The organism is Mesorhizobium sp. 131-3-5, from assembly GCF_016756575.1.
GTDB lineage: Bacteria > Pseudomonadota > Alphaproteobacteria > Rhizobiales > Rhizobiaceae > Mesorhizobium > Mesorhizobium jarvisii.
Window position 1 is genome coordinate 1,028,422 of record NZ_AP023254.1, and the last position, 26,570, is coordinate 1,054,991.

General features: G+C 64.2%; 26 protein-coding genes. 22 read left to right on the forward strand and 4 right to left on the reverse strand.

The window, feature by feature from the left end; all coding sequences use genetic code 11:
• Positions 1-167: 167 nt before the first annotated feature.
• From mdh to lpdA, 10 genes are all read left to right on the forward strand, one after another.
• Complete coding sequence (gene mdh, locus JG747_RS04960; RefSeq protein ID WP_019862040.1) at positions 168-1,136, forward strand: malate dehydrogenase; 969 nt, start codon at positions 168-170, stop codon at positions 1,134-1,136.
• 49 nt (positions 1,137-1,185) lie between these two features.
• Entirely contained in the window at positions 1,186-2,379 is a 1,194-nt protein-coding gene (sucC, locus tag JG747_RS04965; RefSeq protein ID WP_038650580.1) for an ADP-forming succinate--CoA ligase subunit beta, read from the forward strand.
• Positions 2,380-2,383: 4 nt separating this feature from the next.
• Complete coding sequence (locus tag JG747_RS04970) at positions 2,384-2,755, forward strand: cupin domain-containing protein (protein WP_064981484.1); 372 nt, start codon at positions 2,384-2,386, stop codon at positions 2,753-2,755.
• Between the two features lie 3 nt (positions 2,756-2,758).
• A complete protein-coding gene (locus JG747_RS04975) occupies positions 2,759-3,256 on the forward strand; it encodes a DUF1579 family protein (RefSeq protein WP_019862037.1) in 498 nt (165 codons plus the stop codon).
• Between the two features lie 12 nt (positions 3,257-3,268).
• The gene (sucD, locus tag JG747_RS04980) at positions 3,269-4,171 is read left to right on the forward strand and encodes a succinate--CoA ligase subunit alpha (RefSeq protein WP_064981482.1); all 903 of its coding nucleotides are present in this window, start codon (positions 3,269-3,271) and stop codon (positions 4,169-4,171) included.
• Positions 4,172-4,307: 136 nt separating this feature from the next.
• Positions 4,308-7,295 (forward strand): 2-oxoglutarate dehydrogenase E1 component, encoded by a 2,988-nt coding sequence (locus JG747_RS04985; protein ID WP_019862035.1) that lies wholly within the window; start codon positions 4,308-4,310, stop codon positions 7,293-7,295.
• A gap of 42 nt (positions 7,296-7,337) precedes the next feature.
• Positions 7,338-8,615 carry a 2-oxoglutarate dehydrogenase complex dihydrolipoyllysine-residue succinyltransferase gene (gene odhB, locus JG747_RS04990; protein ID WP_019862034.1) on the forward strand — a complete coding sequence of 426 codons (1,278 nt, stop codon included), beginning with the start codon at positions 7,338-7,340 and terminating at the stop codon, positions 8,613-8,615.
• A gap of 38 nt (positions 8,616-8,653) precedes the next feature.
• Positions 8,654-9,160 (forward strand): hypothetical protein, encoded by a 507-nt coding sequence (locus JG747_RS04995; RefSeq protein WP_223217838.1) that lies wholly within the window; start codon positions 8,654-8,656, stop codon positions 9,158-9,160.
• Positions 9,157-9,912, forward strand: coding sequence for an SDR family oxidoreductase (locus JG747_RS05000; RefSeq protein WP_019862032.1), 756 nt, complete (start codon positions 9,157-9,159; stop codon positions 9,910-9,912). Before JG747_RS04995 ends, JG747_RS05000 begins: the two co-directional genes overlap by 4 nt.
• 23 nt (positions 9,913-9,935) lie before the next feature.
• Positions 9,936-11,342, forward strand: coding sequence for a dihydrolipoyl dehydrogenase (gene lpdA / locus JG747_RS05005; RefSeq protein ID WP_019862031.1), 1,407 nt, complete (start codon positions 9,936-9,938; stop codon positions 11,340-11,342).
• 488 nt (positions 11,343-11,830) lie between these two features.
• Here lpdA and JG747_RS05010 read toward each other — a convergent pair whose 3' ends face one another.
• Together JG747_RS05010 and JG747_RS05015 are read right to left on the reverse strand one after the other, a co-directional pair.
• Entirely contained in the window at positions 11,831-12,898 is a 1,068-nt protein-coding gene (locus JG747_RS05010) for a TraB/GumN family protein (RefSeq protein ID WP_202361287.1), read from the reverse strand.
• Positions 12,899-12,959: 61 nt separating this feature from the next.
• Positions 12,960-13,898, reverse strand: a complete 939-nt coding sequence (locus tag JG747_RS05015) for a tyrosine recombinase XerC (protein ID WP_064981746.1) — start codon at positions 13,896-13,898, stop codon at positions 12,960-12,962.
• 96 nt (positions 13,899-13,994) lie between these two features.
• Here JG747_RS05015 and rimM point away from each other — a divergent pair, with 96 nt between their 5' ends.
• Complete coding sequence (gene rimM / locus JG747_RS05020) at positions 13,995-14,594, forward strand: ribosome maturation factor RimM (protein WP_038650557.1); 600 nt, start codon at positions 13,995-13,997, stop codon at positions 14,592-14,594.
• Entirely contained in the window at positions 14,591-15,289 is a 699-nt protein-coding gene (gene trmD, locus JG747_RS05025) for a tRNA (guanosine(37)-N1)-methyltransferase TrmD (RefSeq protein ID WP_202361288.1), read from the forward strand. Before rimM ends, trmD begins: the two co-directional genes overlap by 4 nt.
• On the opposite strand, the gene JG747_RS05030 is transcribed toward trmD, so the two are convergent.
• Complete coding sequence (locus JG747_RS05030) at positions 15,271-16,023, reverse strand: sulfite exporter TauE/SafE family protein (protein WP_202361289.1); 753 nt, start codon at positions 16,021-16,023, stop codon at positions 15,271-15,273. The genes trmD and JG747_RS05030 overlap by 19 nt on opposite strands.
• 326 nt (positions 16,024-16,349) lie before the next feature.
• Between JG747_RS05030 and rplS the strand changes: the two genes are divergently transcribed.
• The 9 genes from rplS (at position 16,350) to JG747_RS05075 (ending at position 25,055) form a co-directional block, all read left to right on the forward strand.
• Complete coding sequence (gene rplS / locus JG747_RS05035) at positions 16,350-16,895, forward strand: 50S ribosomal protein L19 (protein ID WP_019862024.1); 546 nt, start codon at positions 16,350-16,352, stop codon at positions 16,893-16,895.
• Between the two features lie 157 nt (positions 16,896-17,052).
• Positions 17,053-17,466 (forward strand): organic hydroperoxide resistance protein, encoded by a 414-nt coding sequence (locus JG747_RS05040; protein WP_202361290.1) that lies wholly within the window; start codon positions 17,053-17,055, stop codon positions 17,464-17,466.
• On the forward strand, positions 17,463-17,999 hold the full coding sequence (locus JG747_RS05045; protein ID WP_038650552.1) for a MarR family winged helix-turn-helix transcriptional regulator: 537 nt from the start codon (positions 17,463-17,465) through the stop codon (positions 17,997-17,999). Before JG747_RS05040 ends, JG747_RS05045 begins: the two co-directional genes overlap by 4 nt.
• A 157-nt stretch (positions 18,000-18,156) precedes the next feature.
• Entirely contained in the window at positions 18,157-18,954 is a 798-nt protein-coding gene (locus tag JG747_RS05050; protein ID WP_038650551.1) for a transporter substrate-binding domain-containing protein, read from the forward strand.
• Positions 18,955-19,227: 273 nt separating this feature from the next.
• Complete coding sequence (locus JG747_RS05055) at positions 19,228-20,037, forward strand: amino acid ABC transporter permease (RefSeq protein ID WP_069090501.1); 810 nt, start codon at positions 19,228-19,230, stop codon at positions 20,035-20,037.
• Between the two features lie 50 nt (positions 20,038-20,087).
• Positions 20,088-20,723 carry a class I SAM-dependent DNA methyltransferase gene (locus JG747_RS05060; RefSeq protein WP_019862018.1) on the forward strand — a complete coding sequence of 212 codons (636 nt, stop codon included), beginning with the start codon at positions 20,088-20,090 and terminating at the stop codon, positions 20,721-20,723.
• Between the two features lie 275 nt (positions 20,724-20,998).
• A complete protein-coding gene (gene leuC / locus JG747_RS05065) occupies positions 20,999-22,408 on the forward strand; it encodes a 3-isopropylmalate dehydratase large subunit (protein WP_019862016.1) in 1,410 nt (469 codons plus the stop codon).
• A gap of 165 nt (positions 22,409-22,573) precedes the next feature.
• Entirely contained in the window at positions 22,574-23,770 is a 1,197-nt protein-coding gene (locus JG747_RS05070; RefSeq protein WP_038650542.1) for a GGDEF domain-containing protein, read from the forward strand.
• Between the two features lie 73 nt (positions 23,771-23,843).
• Positions 23,844-25,055, forward strand: coding sequence for a GGDEF domain-containing protein (locus JG747_RS05075; protein ID WP_202361291.1), 1,212 nt, complete (start codon positions 23,844-23,846; stop codon positions 25,053-25,055).
• A gap of 61 nt (positions 25,056-25,116) precedes the next feature.
• Here the strand turns inward: JG747_RS05075 and JG747_RS05080 are convergent, their stop codons facing one another.
• Positions 25,117-25,479, reverse strand: coding sequence for a hypothetical protein (locus JG747_RS05080; protein ID WP_019862012.1), 363 nt, complete (start codon positions 25,477-25,479; stop codon positions 25,117-25,119).
• Positions 25,480-25,647: 168 nt separating this feature from the next.
• Here JG747_RS05080 and JG747_RS05085 point away from each other — a divergent pair, with 168 nt between their 5' ends.
• On the forward strand, positions 25,648-26,271 hold the full coding sequence (locus JG747_RS05085; protein ID WP_342216767.1) for a hypothetical protein: 624 nt from the start codon (positions 25,648-25,650) through the stop codon (positions 26,269-26,271).
• Positions 26,272-26,570 lie beyond the last annotated feature (299 nt).

Genomic DNA, 26,570 nt, shown 5'->3' on the forward strand with positions numbered 1-26,570 from the left:
TTGAAAATGTTCACTCCAAAATAATCGTTTGAATTTATCTTGCACCGGGGCTATTGGGTGCGGCGAAATCTCGCGGGTTTCCTCAGCATTCCGGCCTCTTCCTCGACGCCGTCATCAAGTCGTCAAAGATTTGGGCGCAGTCACAGACAAAGGGAAAACATCCTCACATGGCACGCAACAAGATAGCGCTTATCGGCTCGGGCATGATCGGCGGCACGCTGGCCCACATGATCGGCCTCAAGGACCTCGGCGACGTGGTGCTGTTCGATATTGCCGAGGGTATTCCGCAAGGCAAGGGGCTCGATATCGCGCAATCGTCGCCGGTCGATGGTTTCGACTCCCGGCTGACCGGCGTCAACGACTATGCCGGCATCGAGGGCGCCGATGTCTGCATCGTCACCGCCGGCGTGCCGCGCAAGCCGGGCATGAGCCGCGACGATCTGCTGGGCATCAACCTAAAGGTCATGGAACAGGTCGGCGCCGGTCTGAAGAAGTACGCGCCCAAGGCCTTCGTCATCTGCATCACCAACCCGCTCGACGCCATGGTATGGGCGCTGCAGAAGTTTTCCGGCCTGCCCAAGACCCATGTCGTCGGCATGGCCGGCGTCCTCGACAGCGCGCGCTTCCGCTATTTCCTGGCCGAGGAATTCAAGGTTTCGGTCGAGGACGTCACCGCCTTCGTGCTCGGCGGCCACGGCGATTCCATGGTGCCGATGATCCGCTACTCGACGGTGTCGGGCATTCCGCTGCCCGACCTCGTCAAGATGGGCTGGACCTCGAAGGAGAAGCTCGACCAGATCGTGCAGCGCACCCGTGACGGCGGCGCCGAGATCGTCGGCCTGCTCAAGACCGGCTCGGCCTATTACGCGCCGGCGGCCTCGGCGATTTCCATGGCCGAAGCCTATCTCAAGGACAAGAAGCGCGTGCTGCCCTGTGCGGCCCACCTCTCCGGCCAGTATGGCGTCAAGGGCACCTATGTCGGCGTTCCCGTGGTGATCGGCGCCGGCGGCGTCGAGCGCATCATCGAGATCGACCTCAACAAGAGCGAACAGAAGATGTTCGACAGTTCGGTGGCGACGGTGCAGGGCCTGACCGAGGCCTGCGTCAAGATCGCGCCGCAGCTCGCCTCGAAGTGAATCCCACCAAAACGTCGACCCCGGCAAAACGACCTGGAGATAGTTCCCGATGAACATCCATGAATATCAAGGCAAGGCGCTGCTGAAGAGCTTTGGCGCGCCGGTGGCCGAAGGCGTGCCGGTGTTCAAGGCAAGCGAGGCGGAAGCCGCGGCACGCGCGCTGCCCGGCCCGCTCTATGTGGTGAAGAGCCAGATCCACGCCGGTGGCCGCGGCAAGGGCAAGTTCAAGGAACTGTCGACCGACGCCAAGGGCGGCGTGCGGCTGGCGAAGTCGGTCGCCGACGTCGTCGCCAACGCCAACGAGATGCTCGGCCACACGCTGGTGACAAAGCAGACCGGCCCGGCCGGCAAGCAGGTCAACCGCCTCTATATCGAGGACGGCGCCGACATCGAGCGCGAGCTTTATCTGTCGATCCTGGTCGACCGTTCGGTCGGCCGCATCGCCTTCGTCGTCTCGACCGAAGGCGGCATGGACATCGAGGCGGTCGCCCACGACACGCCGGAAAAGATCATCACCGTCGCCATCGATCCGGAAAAGGGCGTCACGGCGGATGACGTGAAGGCGCTTAACACAGCCCTCAAGCTCGACGGCGACGCGGCCAAGGACGGCGGCACGCTGTTCCCGATCCTCTACAAGGCCTTTGTCGAGAAGGACATGAGCCTGCTCGAGGTCAATCCGCTGATCGTCATGAAGAACGGCCGGCTGCGCGTGCTCGACGCAAAGGTGTCGTTCGACAACAACGCGCTGTTCCGCCATCCGGACGTGCTTGAACTGCGCGACACCACCGAAGAGGACGAGAAGGAGATCGAGGCGTCGAAATACGACCTCGCCTATGTCGCGCTCGACGGTAATATCGGCTGCATGGTCAACGGCGCAGGGCTTGCCATGGCGACGATGGACATCATCAAGCTTTATGGCGCCGAACCCGCCAACTTCCTCGATGTCGGCGGCGGCGCGTCCAAGGAGAAGGTGACGGCGGCGTTCAAGATCATCACCAAGGATCCGGCGGTCAAAGGCATACTGATCAACATCTTCGGCGGCATCATGAAGTGCGACATCATCGCCGAGGGCGTGATCGCCGCGGTCAAGGAAGTCGGGCTGGAAGTGCCGCTGGTGGTGCGCCTGGAAGGCACCAATGCCGAACTCGGCAAGAAGATCATCAACGACAGCGGCCTCAACGTCGTGTCGGCCGATGATCTGGACGACGCAGCCAAGAAGATCGTGGCGGCGGTGAAGGGCTGAGCCTGTGCCTCCACGCAAGATAAACCTGGTCGAGGCGGCGGATCAAAAGATCAGCAAGGTCTTCGATCCGCATATCGCCGGCGACGTCAATGACAGTCAGGCCAAGGTCGCCAAGTTCGGCGCGACCTTCGACTGGCACGCGCATGACAATGAGGACGAAGCCTTCCTCGTGCTGCGGGGCAGGATCGCCATCGATTTTCGCGACGGACCGGTCGAGCTCGGCGAGGGTGATTTCATCGTCGTGCCGCGCGGTGTCGAGCACCGGCCGCGTTCGCTCACCGCCGAGCCCGTGGTGCTGATGTTCGAGCCGGCGACGACGCTCAACACCGGCAACGCCAAGAGCGACCTCACCGTCACCGATCTGAAGCGGCTCTGACCGATGAACGCTGCCTCCTTCTCCTCGCTTTCCGCCGATCACCAGCGCCTGCAGGCGCTGGTCGGCGCGTGGCGCGGCGAGGAAGAGGTCGCGGCCACGCAATGGACCGATGCCGGCACGGCGACGTCCGAAGTGCTGGCGGAGGCGCAGTTCGGCGGCCTGTTCGTGGTGCAGCGCTATCGCCAGCGCCGCGACGGCACGATTTCCTTCGGTTCGCACAATGTGTTCGGCTTCGACCAGCCGAACCGCCTCGTCACCATGCACCAGTTCGATTCAATGGGCTTTGTCCCGGCCTCGCCGGCGACGGGCACGTGGAATGGCAGCGAGCTCAATCTGGAGCGGTCGTCGCCGCGCGGCGCGGCGCGGGTGACGTATATTTTCGACGATGCCGACACCTATCGCATGCGACTGCATTTCAAACCCGCCGGCAGCGATGGCTGGCAAGACATGGTGAGTGGCGTCTACCGGCGCGTCTCGCCTTCCTCGATCAACAGTCTTTAGAAAAGGGCTCCGATGTCCATTCTCGTCGACAAGAACACCAAGGTGCTGGTGCAGGGCCTGACCGGCAAGACCGGTACGTTCCACACCGAACAGGCGCTGGCCTATCACGGCACCAAGATGGTGGGCGGCATCCATCCCAAGAAGGGCGGCGAGACCTGGACAGGGTCGAAGGGCGAGAGCCTGCCGATCTTCGCCACCGTCGCCGAAGGCAAGACACGGACAGGCGCCAACGCTTCCGTCATCTATGTGCCGCCGGCGGGCGCCGGCGAAGCGATCCTGGAAGCGATCGAGGCGGAGATCCCGCTGATCATCTGCATCACCGAAGGCATTCCGGTGATGGACATGGTCAAGGTCAAGGCGCGGCTCGACCGCTCGACCTCGCGGCTGATCGGGCCGAACTGCCCGGGCGTACTCACCCCTGACGAATGCAAGATCGGCATCATGCCCGGAAACATCTTCCGCAAAGGCTCGGTCGGCGTTGTTTCGCGCTCGGGAACACTTACCTATGAGGCCGTGTTCCAGACCACCAATGTCGGCCTCGGCCAGACCACGGCCGTCGGCATCGGTGGCGACCCGGTCAAGGGCACCGAGTTCATCGACGTGCTCGAGATGTTCCTCGCCGACGACGAGACCAAGTCGATCATCATGATCGGCGAGATCGGCGGTTCGGCCGAGGAAGACGCCGCGCAGTTCCTCAAGGACGAAGCTAAGCGTGGCCGCAAGAAGCCGATGGCCGGCTTCATCGCCGGACGCACGGCGCCGGCCGGCCGCACCATGGGCCATGCCGGCGCGGTCATCTCCGGCGGCAAGGGCGGCGCCGAGGACAAGATCGCGGCGATGGAATCGGCCGGCATCAAGGTCTCGCCATCGCCGGCGCGGCTTGGCACGACGTTGGTTGAAGCCATCAAGGGCTGAGCGTCGGCGCCGGCAGTGGAATGAGAGCCGACGGCGGTTCGTTGGCTTTGAGGGGACAAGAAGGGCGGGTGAATCGCCCACTATCGCGGCGCTGCCGCAAACGTAAGGAGACGGAGCCAGGCTCCGCTGAAACGACATGGCAAGACAAGATCAGGCCAACGACCAATTCTCGCTCACCTCGTTCCTCTACGGCGGCAACGCCGATTACATCGACGCGCTCTATGCCGCCTATGAAGACGATCCCGCCTCGGTCAATCCCGAATGGCAGGAGTTCTTCGCCGGGCTGAAGGACGATGCCGGCGATGTGCGCAGGAACGCCAAGGGCGCCTCTTGGGCCAAGCCGTCCTGGCCGCTGCAGGCCAATGGCGAATTGGTGTCGGCGCTCGACGGCAATTGGGGCATCGTCGAGAAGCATCTGGAAAAGAAGGTCAAGGACAAGGCGGTCACCAACGGCATCGTGCTCTCAGACGCCGACGTGCACCAGGCGACGCGCGATTCGGTGCGCGCCATCATGATGATCCGCGCCTACCGCATGCGCGGCCATCTGCACGCCAATCTCGACCCGCTCGGCATCGCCAAGCCGCTCGAGGACTACAACGAACTGTCGCCGGAGAATTACGGCTTCACCGCAGCCGATTACGACCGGCCGATCTTCCTCGACAATGTGCTGGGGCTCGAATTCGGCACCATCCGGCAGATGCTGGAGATCCTGACCCGCACCTACTGCTCGACGCTGGGCGTCGAGTTCATGCATATCTCGGACCCTGAGGAGAAGGCCTGGATCCAGGCGCGCATCGAAGGCGCCGACAAGGAAATCTCCTTCACCACGACCGGCAAGAAGGCGATCCTGCAAAAGCTGGTCGAGGCCGAAGGCTTCGAACAATTCATCGACGTCAAGTACAAGGGCACCAAGCGCTTCGGCCTCGACGGCGGCGAGGCGCTGATCCCGGCGCTGGAGCAGATCGTCAAGCGCGGCGGCCAGCTCGGCATGAAGGAGATCGTGCTCGGCATGGCGCATCGCGGCCGCCTGAACGTGCTGTCCCAAGTGATGGCGAAGCCGCACCGCGCCATTTTCCACGAGTTCAAGGGCGGCTCGGCAGCCCCCGACGAGGTCGAGGGCTCGGGCGATGTGAAGTACCATCTCGGCGCCTCGTCGGACCGCGAGTTCGACGGCAACAAGGTGCATTTGTCGCTGACCGCCAATCCCTCGCATTTGGAAATCGTCGATCCCGTGGTGATGGGCAAGGCGCGCGCCAAGCAGGACTATCTGTTCGGCCGCGGCCGCGAGGAGATCGTGCCGCTGGAAGAGCGCGCCAAGGTGCTGCCGCTGCTCCTGCATGGCGATGCCGCTTTCGCCGGCCAGGGCGTGATCGCCGAAATCCTCGGCCTGTCGGGCCTGCGCGGCCACCGCGTCGCCGGCACGCTGCACTTCATTATCAACAACCAGATTGGCTTCACCACCAATCCGCGCTTCTCGCGTTCGTCGCCCTATCCGTCCGACGTCGCCAAGATGATCGAGGCGCCAATCTTCCACGTCAATGGCGACGATCCGGAAGCCGTGGTGCACGCCACCAAGGTGGCGATCGAATTCCGCATGAAGTTCCACAAGCCGGTGGTCGTGGACATGTTCTGCTACCGCCGCTTCGGCCACAATGAGGGCGACGAACCGGCCTTCACCCAGCCGATCATGTACCGCAACATCCGCACCCACAAGACGACGGTGCAGATCTATGGCGACCGGCTGATCGCCGAGGGCCACATCACCCAGGCCGAGCTCGACCAGATGAAGGCCGACTGGCGCGCGCATCTGGAATCCGAGTGGGAAGTCGGCCAGCATTACAAGCCCAACAAGGCCGACTGGCTGGATGGCGCCTGGTCTGGCCTGCGCACGGCCGACAATCAGGACGAACAAAGGCGCGGCAAGACCGCGGTGCCGGTCAAGACGCTGAAGGAAATCGGCAAGAAGCTGACCGAGGTGCCGAAGGGTTTCGAGGCGCACAAGACCATCATCCGCTTCCTCGAAAACCGCCGCGAGGCGATCGAATCCGGCGAAGGCATCGACTGGTCGACGGCGGAGGCGCTGGCTTTCGGCGCCATCCTGCTCGACGGCAATCCGATCCGCCTGTCGGGGCAGGATTCCGAGCGCGGCACCTTCTCGCAGCGCCATTCCGTGCTCTACGACCAGCGCGACGAAACCCGCTACATCCCGCTCAACAATCTGTCGGCGGCACAGGCCGGCTACGAAGTCATCAACTCCATGCTGTCGGAAGAGGCGGTGCTGGGCTTCGAATATGGCTACAGCCTGGCCGAGCCGAAGGCGCTGACCTTGTGGGAAGCGCAGTTCGGCGACTTCGCCAACGGCGCCCAGGTGGTGTTCGACCAGTTCATCTCTAGCGGTGAGCGCAAGTGGCTCAGAATGTCGGGCCTCGTCTGCCTGTTGCCGCACGGCTATGAAGGCCAGGGTCCGGAGCATTCCTCGGCCAGGCTGGAGCGCTTCCTGCAGCTTTGCGCCGAAGACAATATGCAAGTCGCCAACTGCACCACGCCGGCCAACTACTTTCACATCCTGCGCCGGCAGCTGAAGCGCGATTTCCGCAAGCCGCTGATCCTCATGACGCCGAAGTCGCTGCTGCGCCACAAGCGGGCGGTGTCGACGCTGCCGGAAATCTCGGGCGAAAGCTCGTTCCACCGGCTGCTGTGGGACGACGCGCAGTTGTTGCCCAACCAGCCGATCAAGCTCACCAAGGACAGCAAGATCCGCCGCGTCGTGCTGTGCTCGGGCAAGGTCTACTACGACCTCTACGAGGAGCGCGAGAAGCGCGGCATCAACGACATCTACCTGCTGCGCGTCGAACAGCTCTATCCATTCCCGGCCAAGGCGCTGATCACCGAACTGTCGCGTTTCCGCAACGCCGAGATGGTGTGGTGCCAGGAGGAGCCCAAGAACATGGGCGCCTGGTCGTTCATCGACCCGTATCTGGAATGGGTGCTGGCGCATATCGACGCCAAGCATCAGCGCGTTCGCTACACCGGCCGGCCGGCGGCCGCGTCGCCGGCGACGGGATTGATGTCCAAGCACCTTGCCCAGCTCGCCGCCTTGCTCGAAGACGCGCTCGGCGAATAAAGCAGGCGAATAGAACAGAACCGACAAGAACGGACAGGCACAATGGCTACCGAAATCCGCGTTCCCACTCTCGGCGAATCCGTCACCGAGGCGACCATCGGCAAATGGTTCAAGAAGGTCGGCGATGCCATTGCCGTCGACGAGCCGCTGGTCGAGCTTGAAACCGACAAGGTGACGGTGGAAGTTCCGGCGGCCGCCGCCGGCACGCTGGGCGAAATCGTCGCCAAGGAAGGCGAGACGGTGGGTGTCGGCGCTTTGTTGGGTTCGATCTCGGCAGGCGGCGCCGCCGCGCCGGCGACCAAGCCGCAGGCGGTTTCGCAGGCCTCGTCGCCGGATGCGGCTTCGACCAGCAAGCAGGCCGCGGCCGAGACCGCCAAGATCGCCGGCGATGGCGGCGCGGTCGAGCCGCGCAGCATGCCGCCGGCGCCGGCAGCCGCAAAACTGATCGCCGAGAACAATCTGTCGGTCGACCAGCTGTCCGGTTCGGGCAAGCGTGGCCAGGTGCTGAAGGGCGACGTGCTCGACGCCATCGCCAAGGGCGCGCCGTCGCAGCCGGCCGAGACGCCCAGGGCGGCGCCGGCACCGATTGCCGTGCGTGCGCCATCTTCCGGTGACGATGCCTCGCGCGAAGAGCGCGTGCGCATGACCAAATTGCGCCAGACCATCGCGCGCCGGCTCAAGGAAGCGCAGTCGACCGCGGCGATGCTGACCACCTTCAACGAGGTCGACATGTCGGCGGTGATGGCGCTGCGGACCAAGTACAAGGACGTGTTCGAGAAGAAGCACGGCGTGAAGTTGGGCTTCATGGGCTTCTTCACCAAGGCCGTCACGCACGCGCTGAAGGAAATCCCGGCGGTCAATGCCGAGATCGACGGCACCGACATCATCTACAAGAACTTTGCCCATGTCGGCGTCGCCGTCGGCACCGAGAAGGGCCTCGTCGTGCCGGTCGTGCGCGACGCCGACCAGATGTCGATCGCCGAGATCGAGAAGGAAATCGGCCGGCTCGGCATCGCCGCGCGCGATGGCAAGCTGTCGGTCGCCGACATGCAGGGCGGCACGTTCACCATCTCCAATGGCGGCGTCTATGGTTCGCTGATGTCGACGCCGATCCTCAACGCGCCGCAGTCGGGCATTCTGGGCATGCACAAGATCCAGGACCGGCCTGTCGTGGTCGGCGGCCAGATCGTAATCCGGCCGATGATGTATCTGGCGCTGAGCTACGATCACCGCATCGTCGACGGCAAGGAAGCGGTCACCTTCCTGGTGCGCGTCAAGGAAAGCCTGGAGGATCCGGAACGGCTGGTGCTCGATCTCTGAGGCGGTCGGATGGCAGCTCGCGGCAGAGGCGGCCAATGATGGCCCGTTTGCTTGGGTCTGCCAAACTAGCTGTGCTTATGGCCGGCATGGCGCTGGCTCCCGCAACCGCCCATGCCGCCTGCCCGATCGAACTCGCCGTCTATGGCGATGCGCAAAGCGGCAGCGAGATCGATTTTACCCCGACCGGCACCTCCGCCACCGTCACCAACACGTTCCGCATGATCCTCGACAACAATGTGGTGCTGAACGGCATCGTCATGTGGACCGAGGGCGTAGCACGGCCGAACGGCGCGCTGATGTTCAAATGCCCGGAGGGCGACACCACCGGCGCCGAGCTCGCCGCCTGTACCCCCTGGCACGGCGTCATCTACACGTCTGACGACAAGGGCAGCATCGGGCTCTTGCCGGCAGAAGGCGTCGAGGCGCCGAAGACGCTGATCCTGCCGGATCTCGGTCCGATGCTGCGTCAGTCGTCGGCCTATGGCGGCAACGGCTTCTCGAAAGTGCCGTCGGACGTTTTTACGTTGAAGGGATGCCAGGAATGAGCGAAGCGCAGAAGGTCCTGCTGGTCACCGGCGGCAGCCGTGGCATCGGCGCCGCCATCTGCCGGCTTGGCGCGAAGGCCGGCTATCGCGTCGCGGTCAACTATGCCTCCAACAAGGCTGCCGCCGACGCGCTGGTCAGCGACATCAAGGCTGCCGGCGGTGATGCTTTCGCGGTCAAGGGCGATGTCGGCAGCGAGGCCGATATCCTCTCGATCTTCGAGGCCGTCGACCGCACCCATGGCCGGCTCGACGCCTTCGTCAACAATGCCGGCATCGTCGACGCCAAGGCGCGCGTCGACGAAATGAGCGCGGCACGGCTCGAGCGCATGATGCGCATCAATGTCGTCGGTTCGATCCTGTGCGCCCGTGAGGCGGTCAAGCGCATGTCGACGCGCCATGGCGGCAACGGCGGAGCGATCGTCAACATTTCCTCGGCGGCGGCGGTGCTGGGCGCGCCGGACAATTATGTCGACTATGCCGCCTCCAAGGGCGCCATCGACACGTTCACCATCGGGCTCGCCCGCGAGGTGGCGCTGGAAGGCATCCGCGTCAACGCGGTGCGGCCGGGCATCATCGACACCGACATCCATGCTTCCGGCGGACAGCCGGACCGGGTGGCGCTGATCCAGGACACGCTGCCGATGAAAAGAGCCGGCACCGCCGATGAAGTCGCGGGTGCGGTTCTCTATCTTCTATCCGATGCCGCGTCCTATACGACGGGCGCGATCCTGAACGTTAGCGGCGGCCGCTGAGCGCCAAGCAAAGGGAAACAAACATGGCTTATGACGTCGTTATCATCGGATCGGGACCCGGCGGCTATGTCTGCGCCATCAAGGCGGCGCAGCTCGGTCTGAAGGTGGCGGTGGTCGAGAAGAACGCCACCTTCGGTGGCACCTGCCTCAACATCGGCTGCATCCCGTCCAAGGCGCTGCTTCATGCCTCCGAAATGTTCGCCGAGGCCGGCCATTCCTTCGACACGCTGGGTGTCGAGATACCAGCGCCGAAGCTCAACCTGAAGAAGATGATGGCGCACAAGGATGCGACGGTGTCGTCCAACGTCAACGGCGTCGCCTTCCTGTTCAAGAAGAACAAGATCGACAGTTTCCGCGGCACCGGCAAGGTGGTCGCGGCAGGCAAGGTGTCGGTGACGGGCGAGGACGGCAAGGTCGAGGAGGTCGAGACCAAGAACATCGTCATCGCCACCGGTTCCGATGTCGCCGGCATTCCCGGCGTCAAGGTTGATTTCGACGAGAAAATCATCGTGTCGTCGACCGGCGCGCTGTCGCTGGACAAGGTTCCCGGCCACCTCGTGGTGGTCGGTGGCGGCGTCATCGGCCTCGAGCTCGGCTCGGTCTGGGCGCGGCTCGGCGCAAAGGTCACCGTGGTCGAGTTCCTCGACACGATCCTCGGCGGCATGGACGGCGAGGTCTCCAAACAGTTCCAGCGGCTGCTGTCCAAGCAAGGCTTCGAGTTCAAGCTCGGCGCCAAGGTCACCGGCGTCGCCAAGGCGAAGAAAGGCGCAACCGTCACCTTCGAGCCGGCCAAAGGCGGCGCCGCCGAGACCGTCGCGGCCGATGTCGTGCTGATCGCCACCGGGCGCCGCGCCTATGCCGACAGTCTTGGGCTGAAAGAGGCGGGGGTCGAGGTCGACGAGCGCGGCCGCGTCAAGACCGACGGGCACCTGCGGACCAACGTGCCGGGCATCTATGCCATCGGCGACGTCATCGCCGGGCCGATGCTGGCGCACAAGGCCGAGGACGAGGGTGTCGCGGTGGCCGAAACCATCGCCGGCCAGGCCGGCCATGTGAACTACGAGGTCATTCCGAGCGTCGTCTACACCAGCCCGGAAATCGCCTCGGTCGGCAAGACCGAGGAAGAACTGAAGAAGGCCGGCATCGACTACAAGGTCGGCAAATTCCCGTTCAGCGCCAATGGCCGCGCACGCGCCATGCTGCACACGGACGGCTTCGTGAAGATCCTCGCCGACAAGGCCAGCGACCGCGTGCTCGGCGTGCACATTGTCGGCTTCGGCGCCGGCGAGATGATCCACGAAGCGGCTGTGCTGATGGAGTTCGGCGGCTCGTCGGAAGATCTCGCCCGCACCTGCCACGCGCATCCGACAATGTCGGAAGCGGTGAAGGAGGCGGCGCTGGCCACCTTCTTCAAGCCGATCCATATCTAAGGCGCCCGACCCTTCGACCGCGCGAAACAAACAAAACGGCCCGCCTTTCGACGGGCCGTTCGTATCTTGATGTCTAGCCGATCAGTTGGCCGGTGCCGGAGCGGGTGCTGGCGCAGGCGCAGGCGCCGGAGCGGGCGCAGGAGCCGGTGCCGGAGCTGGCGCGGGAGCCGGAGCTGGCGCTGGGGCCGGAGCTGGCGCAGGAGCCGGTGTGCTGGCCGCTGGCGCTTCGGCGGGTGCCGGATGCTCGCCGCTTCTGCCGAAAACGTAATACGCGACAATCGCCAGGATAACGACGACCAGAGCAATCAGCCAGGGGCTGCCGCCGCCACCGCCGCTTGGCCTGTCGTTGGATGGATTCGCCATAAAAGTGTCCTCCGTGGATGAAAATGATCAATCAACAGCCATCAACGTGCAACCGTTGAATGGGTTTCACGCTAGGGAAGGAAAGCGCCGAAAACGCGGCGTTTGGCCTCCCACTGCCATCCGACTCAATTGACGGCGGTGACAGTATAGCCGGCTTTGCGGAAATCCTCGACCAGTCCCTCGGGACCGGGCAGGTGGAGCGCGCCGACCGCCATGAAGGCATTGCCCCTGGCCAGGATCGGTCCGGCATGATCGACCATCACCTTGTTGCGGCTGGTGATCATGGTTTCCTCGAAGGCGGCATAGCCCGAGGGGTCGTTCTGCTCGTCCGGCATGGCGGCGCGGAACAATGGCCAGAACATGCCGGTGTCGCCGCGCTGGTAGAGCACGATCATGGTCTCGTTGATGTCATTGACCTTGTCGCCGAGCTTCAGCGTGTCGACCAGGCCCTTCATGTGGAAGGCAAGCGGCAGCGAGGCCATGGCGCGTAGCTGGCTCTCGGCCGTTTCCAGACCTTCCACCAGCTTGCCGGCCGCCTTGGCGCTCTCGGCCAGCTTGACGTCGAGCACCGGTGCTCCGCCGGACTGGCGGGCGAGTTCGCAGGCCGGCAGCGCCATCATCGCCGACAGCATCCACGGCTTCATCTTGGCGACGGTTGCCGGCGGGATGCCGCGCGCGTCGAGTGCTGCGTTCATCGCCGCCGCTTCGTCCGGCTTCAGCAAGGATGACAGCGTCGTGGAGTCGGTGAACATCATCAGGTCCGGCTCCTTCAGCATCGCCGTCATCATCTTCTGCTTGTCGAGCACGTCGGTGGTTTCGATGATGAGGGTGCCGGCGGCGTCAAAGGCCCTCTGTGCTTCCGGCGGCAACGTTGTGACGCGCCGGTCGGTCATGTGCATGGTGCCGAACAGATAGGATGGCTGTTCTCCCGATTTCTCAAGCTTCCACAGCAGGCCCTTGCCATTCAGCGTGGCGGCGGCTTCCGCCTCGATCTTGCTGTAGGTGGCAGGGCTGCTCTTCTGCAGGGCCGACAGCATGTCGGCACCGCTGCAGGTCGGGACGTCCGCATGCGCCCTGCCGGCCGCGAACAGCAGCACGGCAAGGAAGGACAGGAAAAACAGCACGTTGAGTGCGACAAGCAGCTTCAGCGAGATGGAAGCTGCACGGTCGGCGATGGCAATGACGCGTTTCATGGCCCCTTTCTAAGGGGGAAAAGCGGCAAAACGGTTAATTGGTAGGTCGAAATTGAAGGGTTCACGCCCTTGGATGGGCCGATTCGTAGATTTCAAGCAGCCTTGCGGTGTCGACGCCGGTGTAGATCTGCGTCGTCGACAGGCTCGCATGGCCAAGCAGCTCCTGGATGGTGCGCAGATCGCCGCCGCGGCCAAGCAGATGGGTGGCGAAGGAGTGGCGCAGCGCGTGCGGCGTCGCGGTGTCGGGCAGGTTGAGCGCCGAACGCAGTTTGGCCATGTCGCGCTGGATGATGGCCGGATTGAGCGGGCCGCCGCGCGCGCCGCGAAACAACAGGCCTTTCGGATCGAGATGATAGGGGCAGAGCCGGCGGTATTCGGCGATTGCCCTGAGCGCCACCGGCAGCACCGGTACCAGCCGCGTCTTGCCGCCCTTGCCGGTGACGCGCAGCACTGTGTCGGCCTCGGACGCCAGATCGGCGCCGGCGAGGCCGAGCGCTTCGGAAATGCGCAGCCCCGAGCCGTAGAGCAGCGTCAGCACGGCGGCGTTGCGGGCGGCGATCCAGGGCTCTTCGGCCAGCTGGCCTTCGACCGACACGACCTGTTTGGCGTCGCTCGCCGTCAGCGGTTTTGGCAGCGATTTGGGCTGGCGCGGCGCGCGCAGCGCGGCGGCGCCGGCGGCGTTGACCAGGCCACGGCGTTCGAGGAAACGCAGCAGCGAGCGGATGCCGGCCAGGCCTCGGCCCAGCGTGCGGGCGCCGGCGCCGGCGTTGCGGCGGGCGGCGAGAAAGCCGCGCAGGTCGGCCGGGCGCAGATTGGCGATGTCCGAGATGCCGGGCGAGCCACCACAATGGCCGGTCAGGAAATGCAGGAACTGGCGCGTGTCGCGCTCATAGGCTTCCACTGTCTCGGGCGACAGCCGACGTTCACGCGCGAGCATCTTCAGCCAGCTTTCACGCGCCGCCTGGAGATCGGGTTTCGCCGGGATGAGGAATTCCTGCATGGCGGCATTTTCCTGCATCCGGGTTAGGAAGCGGTGAAGAGCCCGCCATTGAAATGACAGCCGCGTGGGGTTAGAGCAGGCCAAAGGATATTCGCGATGAGCAAGCCGCAAAACCCTGTCCAGATGGCCGTGATCGGCGCCGCCCATGGCATCAAGGGCGAACTCAGGGTGAAGACCTTCACCGGCGATCCGATGGCGCTGGCCGATTATGGGCCGCTCTATGCCAGGGACGGCCGCGCCTTCCAGATCACAGACATAAGGCCGGCCAACACCGTCGTCGTGGTGCGTTTCAAGGGCATCAGCGACCGCAATGCCGCCGAAGCGCTCGCCGGTACGGAGCTTTTCGTCGACCGCTCTGTGCTGCCGGACGATGGCGAGGAGGATGAATTCTACCATGCCGACCTGGTTGGACTGGAGGTTCGCGACGACACCGGCACTGCGCTTGGCAAGGTGGTTGCCGTGCATAATTTCGGCGGCGGCGACATTCTCGACGTGACGCTCGCCGGCCGCAAGGGCGTGCTGATCCCATTCACCCAGGCCGCCGTGCCTGATGTGTCGATCGCCGAGGGCTTTGTCCGCGTCGACCCGGTGGCGGCCGGGCTGGTCGAGGACGAGGATGACGATGCGCCGCGCGAGGAAGACTTCGACCCGAAGGGCAGGCCGCGCGGACCGCGCGACGCCGGGGGCAACCGGTGACATTCAAGGCCTCGGTGCTGACGCTCTACCCCGAGATGTTCCCGGGCGCGCTTGGCCTGTCGCTGGCGGGCCGCGCGCTCGAGGCCGGCACCTGGTCGCTGGAGGCGATCCAGATCCGCGACTTCGCCACCGACAAGCACCGCACCGTCGACGACACGCCGGCAGGGGGTGGCGCCGGCATGGTGATGCGCGCCGATGTCTTGGCCAAGGCGATCGACCATGCCTCGCCGCCGGGCGATGCGCGTCCGCGCCTTTTGATGAGCCCGCGCGGCAAACCGCTGACCCAGGCGCGGGTGCGCGAGCTTGCCGCCGGGCCGGGCGCCGTCATCCTGTGCGGCCGCTTCGAGGGCGTCGACCAGCGGCTGATCGACGCGCGCGGCCTGGAAGAGGTGTCGATCGGCGATTTTATCCTCTCCGGCGGCGAGCCGGCGACGCTCGTGCTGCTCGACGCGGTGGTGCGGCTGCTGCCCGGCGTGATGGGCAATGCGGTGTCCGGCGAGGAAGAGAGTTTTGAAAACGGCCTGCTCGAACATCCGCACTACACAAGGCCGCAGGAGTTCGAGGGGCGCGCGATTCCCGAAGTGCTGATCTCCGGCAATCACAAGAAGATCGCTGCATGGCGGCGGGCGGAGTCCGAGCGGCTGACCAGCGAGAGGCGGCCGGACCTTCTCGGCGCTCACCCCTTGCTAAAATAATAAAACGCCAGAAACAGGCCGACGGCGACGACGATGCCGCGCACCACGTTCTGCGGCACGCGCTTGGCGATCCACACGCCGGCATAGCCGCCGAGCGCACCGCCCGGGATCATGACGATCGCCTGCGGCCAGGCAACGACGCCACCCGAGACGAAGACGATGATCGCCACCGCGGCAACGACCACGGCCAGCATGTTCTTCAGCGCGTTCAGCCGGTGGTAGTCGCCGGCCTGCGTCAGGCCGAGCGTCGCCAGCATCATCACGCCCATGCCGGCGCCGAAGAAGCCGCCATAGATGGCGGTGACGAACTGCGCCAGCGAACCGGCGAGCGAGCCGACCGCCGCCTCATGGCCGGGTTTTGGTGTTGGCTTCAGCCACGGCCCGGCGGCAAACAGGGCGGTTGCGCCCAAGAGCAACCACGGCACCATGACGCGGAAGGAAGGGTTGGACAGTGCCAGAAGGATGAAGGCGCCGGCCAGCGCACCGGCCGCCGAGATCAGGCAAAGCACCAGGGCACCGCGCCAGAAGTGCCTGATATCGGTCCAGTAGGCGAGCGTCGAGGTGATGTAGCCCGGGAACTGCGTGACCGAGGAGGTGGCGTTGGCGACGATCGGCGGCACGCCGACCAGTGTCATGGCGCCGAAGGTGATGAAGGTGCCGCCGCCGGCGACCGCATTGGCGGTGCCGGACAGGAAGCCCGCCAGGAACAGCAGGATGGCGTCGAAGACAGACATGGAATGCCGCCGCGGAAAACTCTGTTATGTCAGGCTTAGAAAGGCCTGAGGGCCGGCGCAACCCGGCACGAAGCGATTACGATGGTGCCATGCCGGCAAAAAAGACTCGTGCGCGGGCGTGACAAAGCGCCGAAATAGCTGTATGTCGCCGCCGAACCGGAAGAAGAATCTGCCGGACCCGTCAACAATGACGGTGTAGTCGCCCCTGTCCGATGTCTTGCAGACGAATGTCTCGGAGGCAAAGGACATAGCCGAGCGGTCAATGGAACTGCAAGGCGAGTGTCGGACGCTCTGACTGTCGGAAGAACAAGAAGTGGATTATTGAGATGGATCTCATCCGTCAGCTCGAGGCCGAGCAGGCCGCCAAGATCGAAGCCAAGCGCAAGCTCCCCGAATTCCAGCCCGGCGACACCGTGCGCGTCCAGGTCCGCGTGACCGAAGGCACCCGCACCCGCGTCCAGGCCTATGAAGGCGTCGTCATCGCCCGCGCCGGTTCCGGCTTCCAGGAAAATTTCACCGTCCGCAAGATCTCCTATGGCGAAGGCGTCGAGCGCGTGTTCCCGGTCTTCTCGCCGATGGTCGAGGGCGTCGAGATCGTTCGCCGCGGCAAGGTGCGTCGCGCCAAGCTCTATTACCTGCGCGACCGTCGCGGCAAGTCGGCCCGTATCTCGGAAAACACCGGCGTCCGCGCCCGCAAGCTCAACGATGAGGAGCGCGACGCGCTGAACGCTGAGAAGGCCCGCATCGAGGCCGAGAAGGTCGCCGCCGCCCAGGCGCTGGCCGCCGAGACGGCCGCCAAGGAAGCCGCCGAGAAGAAGGCCGCCGCCGAGGCTGAGGCAGCCAAGGCCGCCGAGGCGACCCCGGCCGAATAAGGCTTTCGGAAATCCCATTAAAAAAAGGCGGCTTCGGCCGCCTTTTTTCGTTTCACCAGACTGTGAACGCTTCCGGCCCTCGAAACAGGATCAGGCTGTTGACGGTATATTATCTTGTGTACTAAATAATCGTGCACAAGATAATTGGAGATTTGAAATGGCACTCTACACCACACAGGCTCACGTCACCGGCGGCCGCGCCGGCCATGGCGAGACCAGCGACGGCCTGCTCAAGGTCGATCTGGCGATGCCCAAGGAACTCAGCGGGCCGGGTGGCGCGACCAATCCCGAGCAGCTTTTCGCCGTCGGCTACGCCGCCTGCTTCGAAAGCGCCATCCGCTTCATCGCGCGCAAACAGAAGCTGCCGCTCACGGATGCCGGGGTAACCTCCACCGTCAGCCTGCTTTCCAATGGCGAGGGCTTCAAGCTCGGTGTCGCGCTCGCGGCGCAGACGAAAGGCCTTGATCAGGCGGCCGCGGAAGCGCTTGTATCGGAAGCGCACAATATCTGCCCCTATTCGAACGCCATCCGGGGCAATGTCGAGGTGGCGCTTTCGGTAAAGGCGGCATGACGGGAAAGACCATAAATAGCCCCAGAGACGTCCCGGCGGCGGCCGCCGGGACAGTGGGGGTTCCGCGACTCGATCAGCAACTCTGCTTCGCGCTCTATTCGGCGAGCGGGCTGATGACCAAGCTCTATCGGCCGTTGCTCGATCCGCTCGGCCTGACTTATCCGCAATATCTGGTCATGCTGGCGCTATGGGAGCACGCGCCGAGCACTGTGGGCGCGCTTGGCGAGGCGCTGGGCCTCGATTCCGCGACGCTGACGCCGCTGCTCAAGCGGATGGAGGCGGGCGGGCTCGTCACCCGCCGGCGCGATGCCGCCGATGAGCGCCGCGTGCTGGTCGAGCCGACGGCCAAGGGCCAGGCTCTGAGTGCGCGAGCGCAGGATGTGTCCGCGGCGCTTGCCTGCAGCGTGCCGCTCCAGCCTGGTGAAGCGAAAGCGCTGCATGCGACGCTCACCCATCTCGTTGCCGACTTGCGCAACGCCGTAGCGGAAGACGCCTCGGCGGATGCGGAGGCGCTGGTTTCCGGTTCGAGATAGCCAGATTATCCCGAAATCCCTGAATTGAGGGCATCCGAATCCCTTTTCGCGCGCGCTGAAGCAGCGGTCCGTCTTGCATGACGCAAGCGGAAAGTTAAAGTCGGCCCGGATTTCCTGTAAGCCCATCCGGGCGCCTTCAATTTTCCGGGAGTGTGTCATGACCAAATCGAAACTGCTGCTGGCCGGCCTGCTGGCCCTCGTGCTGGCGCCTGTTGCCGCCTTCGCGCAGGCGTTGCCCGATCTCGGCGGCAGACAAGTGGTGGTGGTGACCGAAAACGCCTATCCGCCGCTGCAGTTCATCGATCCCAAGACGGGCAAGCAGATCGGCTGGGAATATGACGCGATGAACGAAATCGCCAAGCGGCTCAATTTCAAGGTCGAGTACCAGAACACCTCCTGGGACGCGATGATCCAGGCGGTTTCCGACAAGCAGTACAACATCGGCATGACCGGCATCACCATCAAGGATGACCGCAAGGAGAAGGTCGACTTCTCCGATCCCTATATGCGCTCGGAGCAGTTCATGCTGGTGCGCGGCGATGAAAGCCGCTTCACCGACGCCAAGACCTTCGGCGCTTTCAAGGACGGGCTGATCGGTGCGCAACCCGGCACCACGCCCTTCTACACCGCCGTCTACAGTGTGCTCGACGGCAATGAGCAGAACCCGCGCATCAAACTGTTCGAGACTTTTGGCGCCACGGTGCAGGCGCTGAAATCGGGCGACGTCGATGTCGTGCTGACCGACGGCACCGCCGGCAAGGGCTATGTCGATGCTTCCGAAGGCAAGCTCAAGCTGATCGGCGGCCCGCTCGGCACCGAGGACTTTGGCTTCATCTTCCCGAAGGGATCGGACCTGGTGAAGCCGGTCAACGCCGCGATCGCGGCGTTGAAGGCGGACGGCACGCTCGATGCGCTGAACAAGAAGTGGTTTCTCGACTACAAGATGGGGCAGTAGTCGTTGGCGCGCGTGCTTGCTGACGATGGTGCGCCGCAAATCGCGCTGACCCTGCGCCAGGGCACCCCTCTCTGTCCTGCCGGACATCTCCCCCTCAAAGGGGGGAGATCAGCAGCTTCAGCGCCGGCAGCAGTTTTACGACGTCGGGGATTGGCGAAAGTCGAGACAATATCCAAATCCAATCTCCCCCCTGAGGGGGAGATGCCCGGCAGGGCAGAGGGGGGTGGCTTGCCGCGATCCTCCGACAATCCTTGCGCTGCCACGCTCGCCTGAATGGTACCCTCCTCTTCCGCCAAGTCCGAATTCCCCTGGTGGCTTGCCGCCGCCGCCGTGCTTGCACTGGCGGCGGCCCTGTTCATCGCGGCCAGCGATCTCTATGCCCAGGTCTTCGCCACGGTCGCCAAGGGTATCGCTATCACCGTCTTTGTGACCGTCATCGCCTTCGCCATGGCGTCGATCATCGGTCTCGGGGTTGCCCTGATGGGCTTGTCGGGCTCGTCCTGGCTTCGCCAGATCGCGCGCTTCTATGTCGAGATCATCCGCGGCGTGCCGATCCTGGTGCTGTTGTTCTGGATCGCCTTTGCCGGCGCGCCGGCCTTCGTCGCGGCCTGGAACGCGTTGACCGCGCCGCTGCAAAGTGCCGGCTATCTCGGTGAGCTCCTGGTGCGCGACGTGTCGCTGTTGTGGCGTGCCATCATGGCGCTGACCATCGGCTACTCCGCCTTCATCTCGGAGGTCTTCCGCGCCGGCATCCAGGCAGTCGAGAAGGGCCAGATCGAGGCGGCCAAGGCGCTTGGGCTGAGCCGTGCGCAACGCTTCCGGCTGATCGTCTTTCCGCAGGCGATCCGCACCATCTTGCCGCCGCTCGGCAATGATTTCGTCGCTTTGGTCAAGGATTCCTCGCTGGTATCGGTGCTCGGCGTCGCCGACATCACCCAGATGGGCAAGATCTATGCCGCCGGCTCGTTCCGCTTCTTCGAGACCTATTCGATCGTGGCCTATATCTATCTCATCCTCACCGTTGGCCTGTCGCTGGCGCTCAGGGCGCTGGAGCGGCGCCTGCACCGCCAGCACGAGGAATAGTCTTTGGGCCGAGACAGGGTTACGATCCTGTCGACATCGAGGGAGGTCTCATGATTGCCGACAAGGCCAATGCGGCGCTGGATTCCGTCTATGGCGCCGACACGCCTGAAACGCTGGCGCAGGCCTATGCCGCCTGGGCCGCGACCTATGACAGCGAGACCGCCTCGCTCGGCTATCTCCTGCCGTTCCTCATCACCGCCTGGGTGGCACGCCATGTTCCGGCTGGCGAAGGGCCGCTGCTCGACGCCGGCTGCGGCACCGGCCTGTCGGGGCCGTCGCTGAAGGCGCTGGGCTATGGCGACATTGCCGGGCTGGATCTCTCGGACGACATGCTCAAGATCGCCGGCAGCCGCAACGCCTATGGCGAGCTGAAACAGGCGATGCTGGGCGGACCGCTGCCCTGGCCGGACGGGCATTTCCGCGCCTTCTTCTCCACCGGCGTGTTCACCATCAGCCACGCGCCGGCATCGGGCCTGCACGAATTGGTGCGCATCACCAAGAAGGGCGGCCACGCCATCTTCACCGTGCGCGACCAGGTGTTCGAGAGCGGCGGTTTTCAGGCGGTGTTCGATGAACTCACGCAGGCGAAGAAATGGCGGCTGGTCGAGCAAAGCCCATGGTTCCGTTGCTATGCCATCGCCGAGCCCGATGCGCTGGTGAAGACGTTTGTCTTCGAGGTGATGTGAGTGGTGCCACCTCCCCCAGAGGGGGTAGGGAAAGTCGCACCGCCACGCCGCAATTGCCGAAGAGCCAAAACATTGGTATGAGCCACGCCATGGAAGAGCTTTTTGGCGATCCGGCCTACAAGGGGTTCGTGCTGCAGGACAGAAAACGCCTGCCGTCGCGCTTCTCCGCGCGCGTCTGCGGCGCTCTGACCAGCCGACTTAGCTAGACTGCTTTCGCCGGGCCAAGGCTTGCGGCGTTACACTCTTCCCATTCTCATATCGACGGATTTACGCACATGAGCGCACCGCGCACCCTCTACGACAAGATTTTCGACGACCACGTCGTCGACCGCCAGGACGACGGCACCTGCCTGCTCTATATCGACCGGCACCTCGTCCATGAAGTGACCAGCCCGCAGGCCTTCGAAGGCCTGCGCCTGAGCGGCAGAAAAGTCCGGCATCCGGAAAAGACGCTGGCCGTGGTCGATCACAATGTCTCGACCTCGCCCGAGCGCAAGTTCGGCATCAAGAACGAGGAAAGCCGCATCCAGGTCGAGGCGCTGGCCAAGAACGCCAAGGACTTTGGCGTCGAATATTATTCCGAGAACGATATCCGCCAGGGCATCGTCCACATCATCGGCCCGGAGCAGGGCTTTACCTTGCCCGGCATGACCATCGTCTGCGGCGACAGCCATACCTCGACGCATGGCGCGTTCGGCGCTCTGGCGCACGGCATCGGCACGTCGGAAGTCGAGCATGTGCTGGCGACGCAGACGCTGATCCAGCGCAAGGCCAAGAACATGCTGGTGCGCGTCGACGGCCAGCTGCCGGAAGGCGTTACCGCCAAGGACATCATCCTCGCCATCATCGGCGAGATCGGCACCGCCGGCGGCACCGGCTATGTCATCGAATATGCCGGCGAGGCGATCCGCTCGCTGTCGATGGAAGGCCGCATGACGATCTGCAACATGTCGATCGAGGGCGGCGCGCGCGCCGGCCTGATCGCTGCCGACGAGACGACCTTCGCCTATGTCAAGGACAAGCCGCGTGCGCCGAAGGGCGCGGCCTGGGACGCCGCGCTCGCCTACTGGAAGACGCTGCAGTCCGACGAAGGCGCGCATTTCGACAAGGTGATCGTGCTCGACGCGGCCAAGCTGCCGCCGATCGTCTCCTGGGGCTCCTCGCCCGAGGATGTCGTTTCCGTGCAAGGCATCGTGCCGAACCCGGACGATATCGCCGACGAGAACAAGCGCACCTCCAAGCAGCGGGCGCTCGACTATATGGGCCTCACGCCGGGCACCAAGATCACCGACATCGCGCTCGACCGCGTCTTCATCGGTTCCTGCACCAATGGCCGCATCGAGGATCTGCGCGCCGCCGCCAAGGTGATCGAGGGCAAGACCGTGAATCCGCGCGTCAACGCCATGATCGTGCCGGGCTCCGGCCTGGTCAAGGAACAGGCGGAAGCCGAGGGTCTGGACAAGATCTTCCGCGCCGCCGGTTTCGACTGGCGCGAGCCGGGTTGCTCGATGTGCCTTGCCATGAACGACGACCGGCTGAAGCCGCATGAACGCTGCGCCTCGACCTCGAACCGCAATTTCGAGGGAAGGCAAGGCTTCAAGGGCCGCACCCATCTGGTGTCGCCGGCCATGGCGGCGGCGGCGGCGATCGCCGGCCACTTCGTCGACATCCGCGACTGGAAATAACCTCCGGTCCACACATTCCGATGATTGCCGGACCCCGGAACCGCAATGCGGTTCCGGGGTCTTTTTTCATTCGCGCGGTCCGCATATTCGTCCGGGCTTAACCGCTTGTTTGGGCTTGCGCCCTATGGTCTTCCCTCACGTCACGCGAGGGGAAGTCACCGTCCTTTGGACACCGGCCTGTTGATAGCGCTGCTCAATCCGACGATCGCGCTGGCCCTCGGCGCGGCCTTCCTCGTGCTATGGGCCTATCAGCGTCACCGGCCCTATCTGGCCGTGCTGGCGCTCAGCTATTGTGTTTCGGCGCCCGGCTTTCTGTTCCAGTATTTCACCTTGCCCATCGGCATGGTGCTGACCAAGCTGGTGTCCAACATCTGCTTCGCCATCGCCGGCTGCTGCCTGTCGAGCGCCATCGTCGCCCGTTATGGCCGCAAGGTGCCCTATGTGGCGATCGGCGTGCTGGCCGGTGGTGGGCTGGCCTCGTTCTGCTGGTTCCTCTTCGTCGCGCCTGATCTCACCTGGCGTATCCTGGCGATGAATTTCGCCTTCGGCGGCCTCAGCCTTCTGGTCGCCGCCGAACTCAGGCCGGTGCGCAACAATGGCCCGACCGAGAAGATCCTGTTCGTGCTGTCGCTGCTGTCGGGCCTCAACTTCTTCGTGCGAACCCTCGTCGTCGTCATCGCGCACGGGCCGTTCACCAGCTATGACGGATTCTACAACTCGTCCTACTGGACGACGGCGCTGCTGTCGCATGCGCTGCTGTCGCTGCTGATCGCGCTTTGCCTGTTCACCGCTGCGGCCCTCGACGTGATGAAGGCGCTGAAGGCCGAGACGCATACCGATCCGCTTTCGGGCCTGCTCAACCGGCGCGGCTTCGAGGAGCGCGCGGCCCAGCTTCTGCGACACTGCGCAATGGCCAGGTTCCCGGTGGCGCTGGTGCTGGCCGACCTCGATCATTTCAAGGCGCTCAACGATGTGCACGGGCATGCCGCCGGCGATCGGGTGATCGCCGATTTCGCCGCCAAGCTCCGGTCGGCCACCGGCGCGCGCGGCGCTGCCGGGCGCATCGGCGGCGAGGAATTCGCCGTGCTTCTGCCGCTCAGCGATCTCGCCGCCGCGCGGCTGTTCGCCGAGGCTGTGCGCACGCTCTACTCGGCAGGCGGCGTCGACGGGCTTCCCGCCGGCACCAAGGTCACCGCCAGTTTCGGCGTGGCGGCCCGCAGCGGCGAGGAAGCGCTGGAGCCGTTGATGCGGCGTGCCGACGAGGCGCTCTACAAGGCCAAGAAAAACGGCCGCGACAGCGTGCGCCTGTCGTACGAACGGCCCGAAACGCTGTTCGTGCCGGAGCCGTCCAAGGCCGGCTGAAGCCGTGCGTCCCAGCACACGTTAACGTCTTTTTCGCCCGTCGGTGTTAGGTGACACACGGGGTGCGAAAGAGATGAGCGGCGCGAACTTCATCCTGTTGATCAATCTGTCGGTTGCCGGCCTGCTGGCAGCATCCTTCATGGCGGTCGCGTTTCATGATGTCGGCCGCGCTCCGGCGCGCTGGTTTGCTTCTGGCTATGTGCTGGGCATGGTCTACTCGGCGATCGAATTCAGCATTCCCGCCTTCACCGATGCCCGGCTGCCGGTGGTCACTGCCTTCGCGGTTTTCCTGGGCGCAACAATAGCTTTCAACGTCGGACTGGCCCGCAAATACGGCGTCGCGCCGCCATGGTCGCCGATGCTGTTCTTCCTGGTCGCCGCCACCATCGTCGTCTATTTCGTACAAGACCTGCCGCGCCAGTCGCTGGTCCGCATGATGGCCTACCAGCTCCCCTATGCCGTCATGCAATTCGTCGGATTGGCCATCGTCTGGTCGTCCAGGCAAAGGCGCGGCCGGCTCGATCGCATCCTGATGGCGTTGCTCGCCGCCAGCGCTGTGCAGTTCGCCTCAAAGCCGTTCATCGCGCATGCGTTTGGCGGCTGGGGCGCCAATCCGCAGGCCTATCTGCAAAGCAGCTACGCGCTGGTGTCGCAATCGCTCGGCACCGTCTTTGCCCTGGCCATGGCGCTGCTGACGCTGGCCATCCTGGTCCGCGATGTGTTGGCCGAAGTGACGTCGAGATCGGAGACCGATACGCTTTCGCGACTGCTCAATCGCGGTGCCTTCACGCGCCAGGCCGAGCAGGCCGTGCTTGGCGCCATGCGGCAAGGCGTGCCGGTCGCGCTGGTCATCGCCGATCTCGATCATTTCAAGAGCATCAACGACAATTTCGGCCATGCCTCCGGCGACCGTGTGATCGAGACCTTTGCCGGTTCCCTGCGCGAAGCCGCCGCCGGGCACCATGTCGCGGGCCGCATCGGCGGGGAGGAATTCGCCATCATCCTGCCGGGAACCAATCTGGCCGCCGCCCGGCTGTTCGCCGAGGGCACGCGCAGCGCGTTCGGCGCGCTGCGCATCGACGGGCTGCCCGCGCACATCAGCTGTACGGCGAGTTTCGGGGTTGCCGAACTTGATCCCGGTGAAACCACCGCCGATCTCATGCGGCGCGCCGACGAGGCGCTCTACCTGGCGAAGAATGCGGGGCGCGACTGCGTCCGTGTCTCGGCCGGGCCGGGAGGCGAGTGGTCGTCCAGCGCAATCGTCATCAATTCCAGATCAGCATGACGTTGGTCGAATCGTCATCCTGATCCACCTCTTCGCCGTTTCCGTGAAACGGTGAAACGCTCTAGCGGCAGGGGCTGAGTTCCGGCATCTCGCCGTCGGAAAGCCCGTACATGTAGCTGCGGCCTTTGACGAAGACCGGCGGCCGGTAGCAATCGCTATAGCCTGAAATCTCGTCGGATTCATTCTGGTAGATCACCTTGGGCTGGCCGGCGCTGGTGTAGTCGGCCAGCTTCTTGGCCAGCTTGCCTTCGCCGACGATGATGCGCTTGTAGCCGGCGGCGCTGTCGATGACGAGATTGCCGAAGGAATCGGCGTAGACGCGATCCTGGTGGCGCCCATTGGCCAGCGTGGGCGTCGCCAGGCTGGCGAGCGAAACCGCTACCATAAGCGCCGAGAGGCGTGATCTGCTTGAGTTCGAACGCATGGCGTCTTCCTGATGGTTAGAGGCCAAAGCGCGTCGAGACGCGCTTTTTGATTTCTTGTCTGGATGCATGTCGTTGCCCCAAAACCGCTGACGCACTTTTGGGCGACATGCATGGCTCCTCGAATCAGAAATTAACCTTTTCTTAACCTTTGTTAAGAGGCCGGCGCGTTGCGCGGCGATGTCTCGTCAAACATGGTTAATTTCCGACTGGAGGGAAAACCCGATAGCCATCATTCGGCCATGCTTGGCGGCACCATCGCGGCCGGCATCGAATGGACCCAAAGGCAGCCTCGGGGCAACCTTGATCTTGGTGCAACATCGTGGCTAGTCTGCCGCGCGGGAGGACAGCATATGGCGCTACGCCGGACGGTTTGGGTGTCCGTTTTCCCGTTGCTTGCCGTCGTTGCGGCCTGTGTGCCGCAGGATGGCGCGCCGAAAGCGGCCAATGTCGTCTCGCCCGCGCCGGCACAGCAGTCCATCGCAGCCGCGGCTCGCCCGGCATCCGCGCCTCCGGCACCGGCAACCAAGATCACCACCGATCTCACCGCGCCGCGATCCACAGTGGGTACGGCAACCTATGGATGCGGCAATGGCAGCACGATCACCATTCAGAATCTCGGCTCGTTGTTGCGTGTGATCGAGCCGAATGGCACGACCGAAGAGTTTGCGGCGTCGCCCGCCAACCAGTCCAGCCGCTACCAGGAAGCCGCCACGCATAACGCAATCGTGATCGACGGGCGTGAGGCGCTGGTGATGAAGAGGGGCTCGACGCCGCAGACCTGCAGGCGCTAGGCCGCACGGGCAGGAAGTCGCTTATGCTGCACTGCAGCGATATCGAGCCGGCTTTGGGTCCTCCGCCCCTAATCGATTGAAGCCCGAGCCTGCCTTTTTGTCAGACTAAATGACGTTTCCAAAACGATTTTCTGGCTTTGACGCGGTGCAAAAAGAGCATTAGAAACCGGCTGTCCGAAGTCGCAACCGGAAGCGGCAATGCCGTATTTCCACCTGAGGCTAAAAGCGCGTCGCGCCGAAACGGATTCATGCGACGCGCTTCGGATTCTTGTTTAGTGCATGCCGTCCTCCCAAAACCG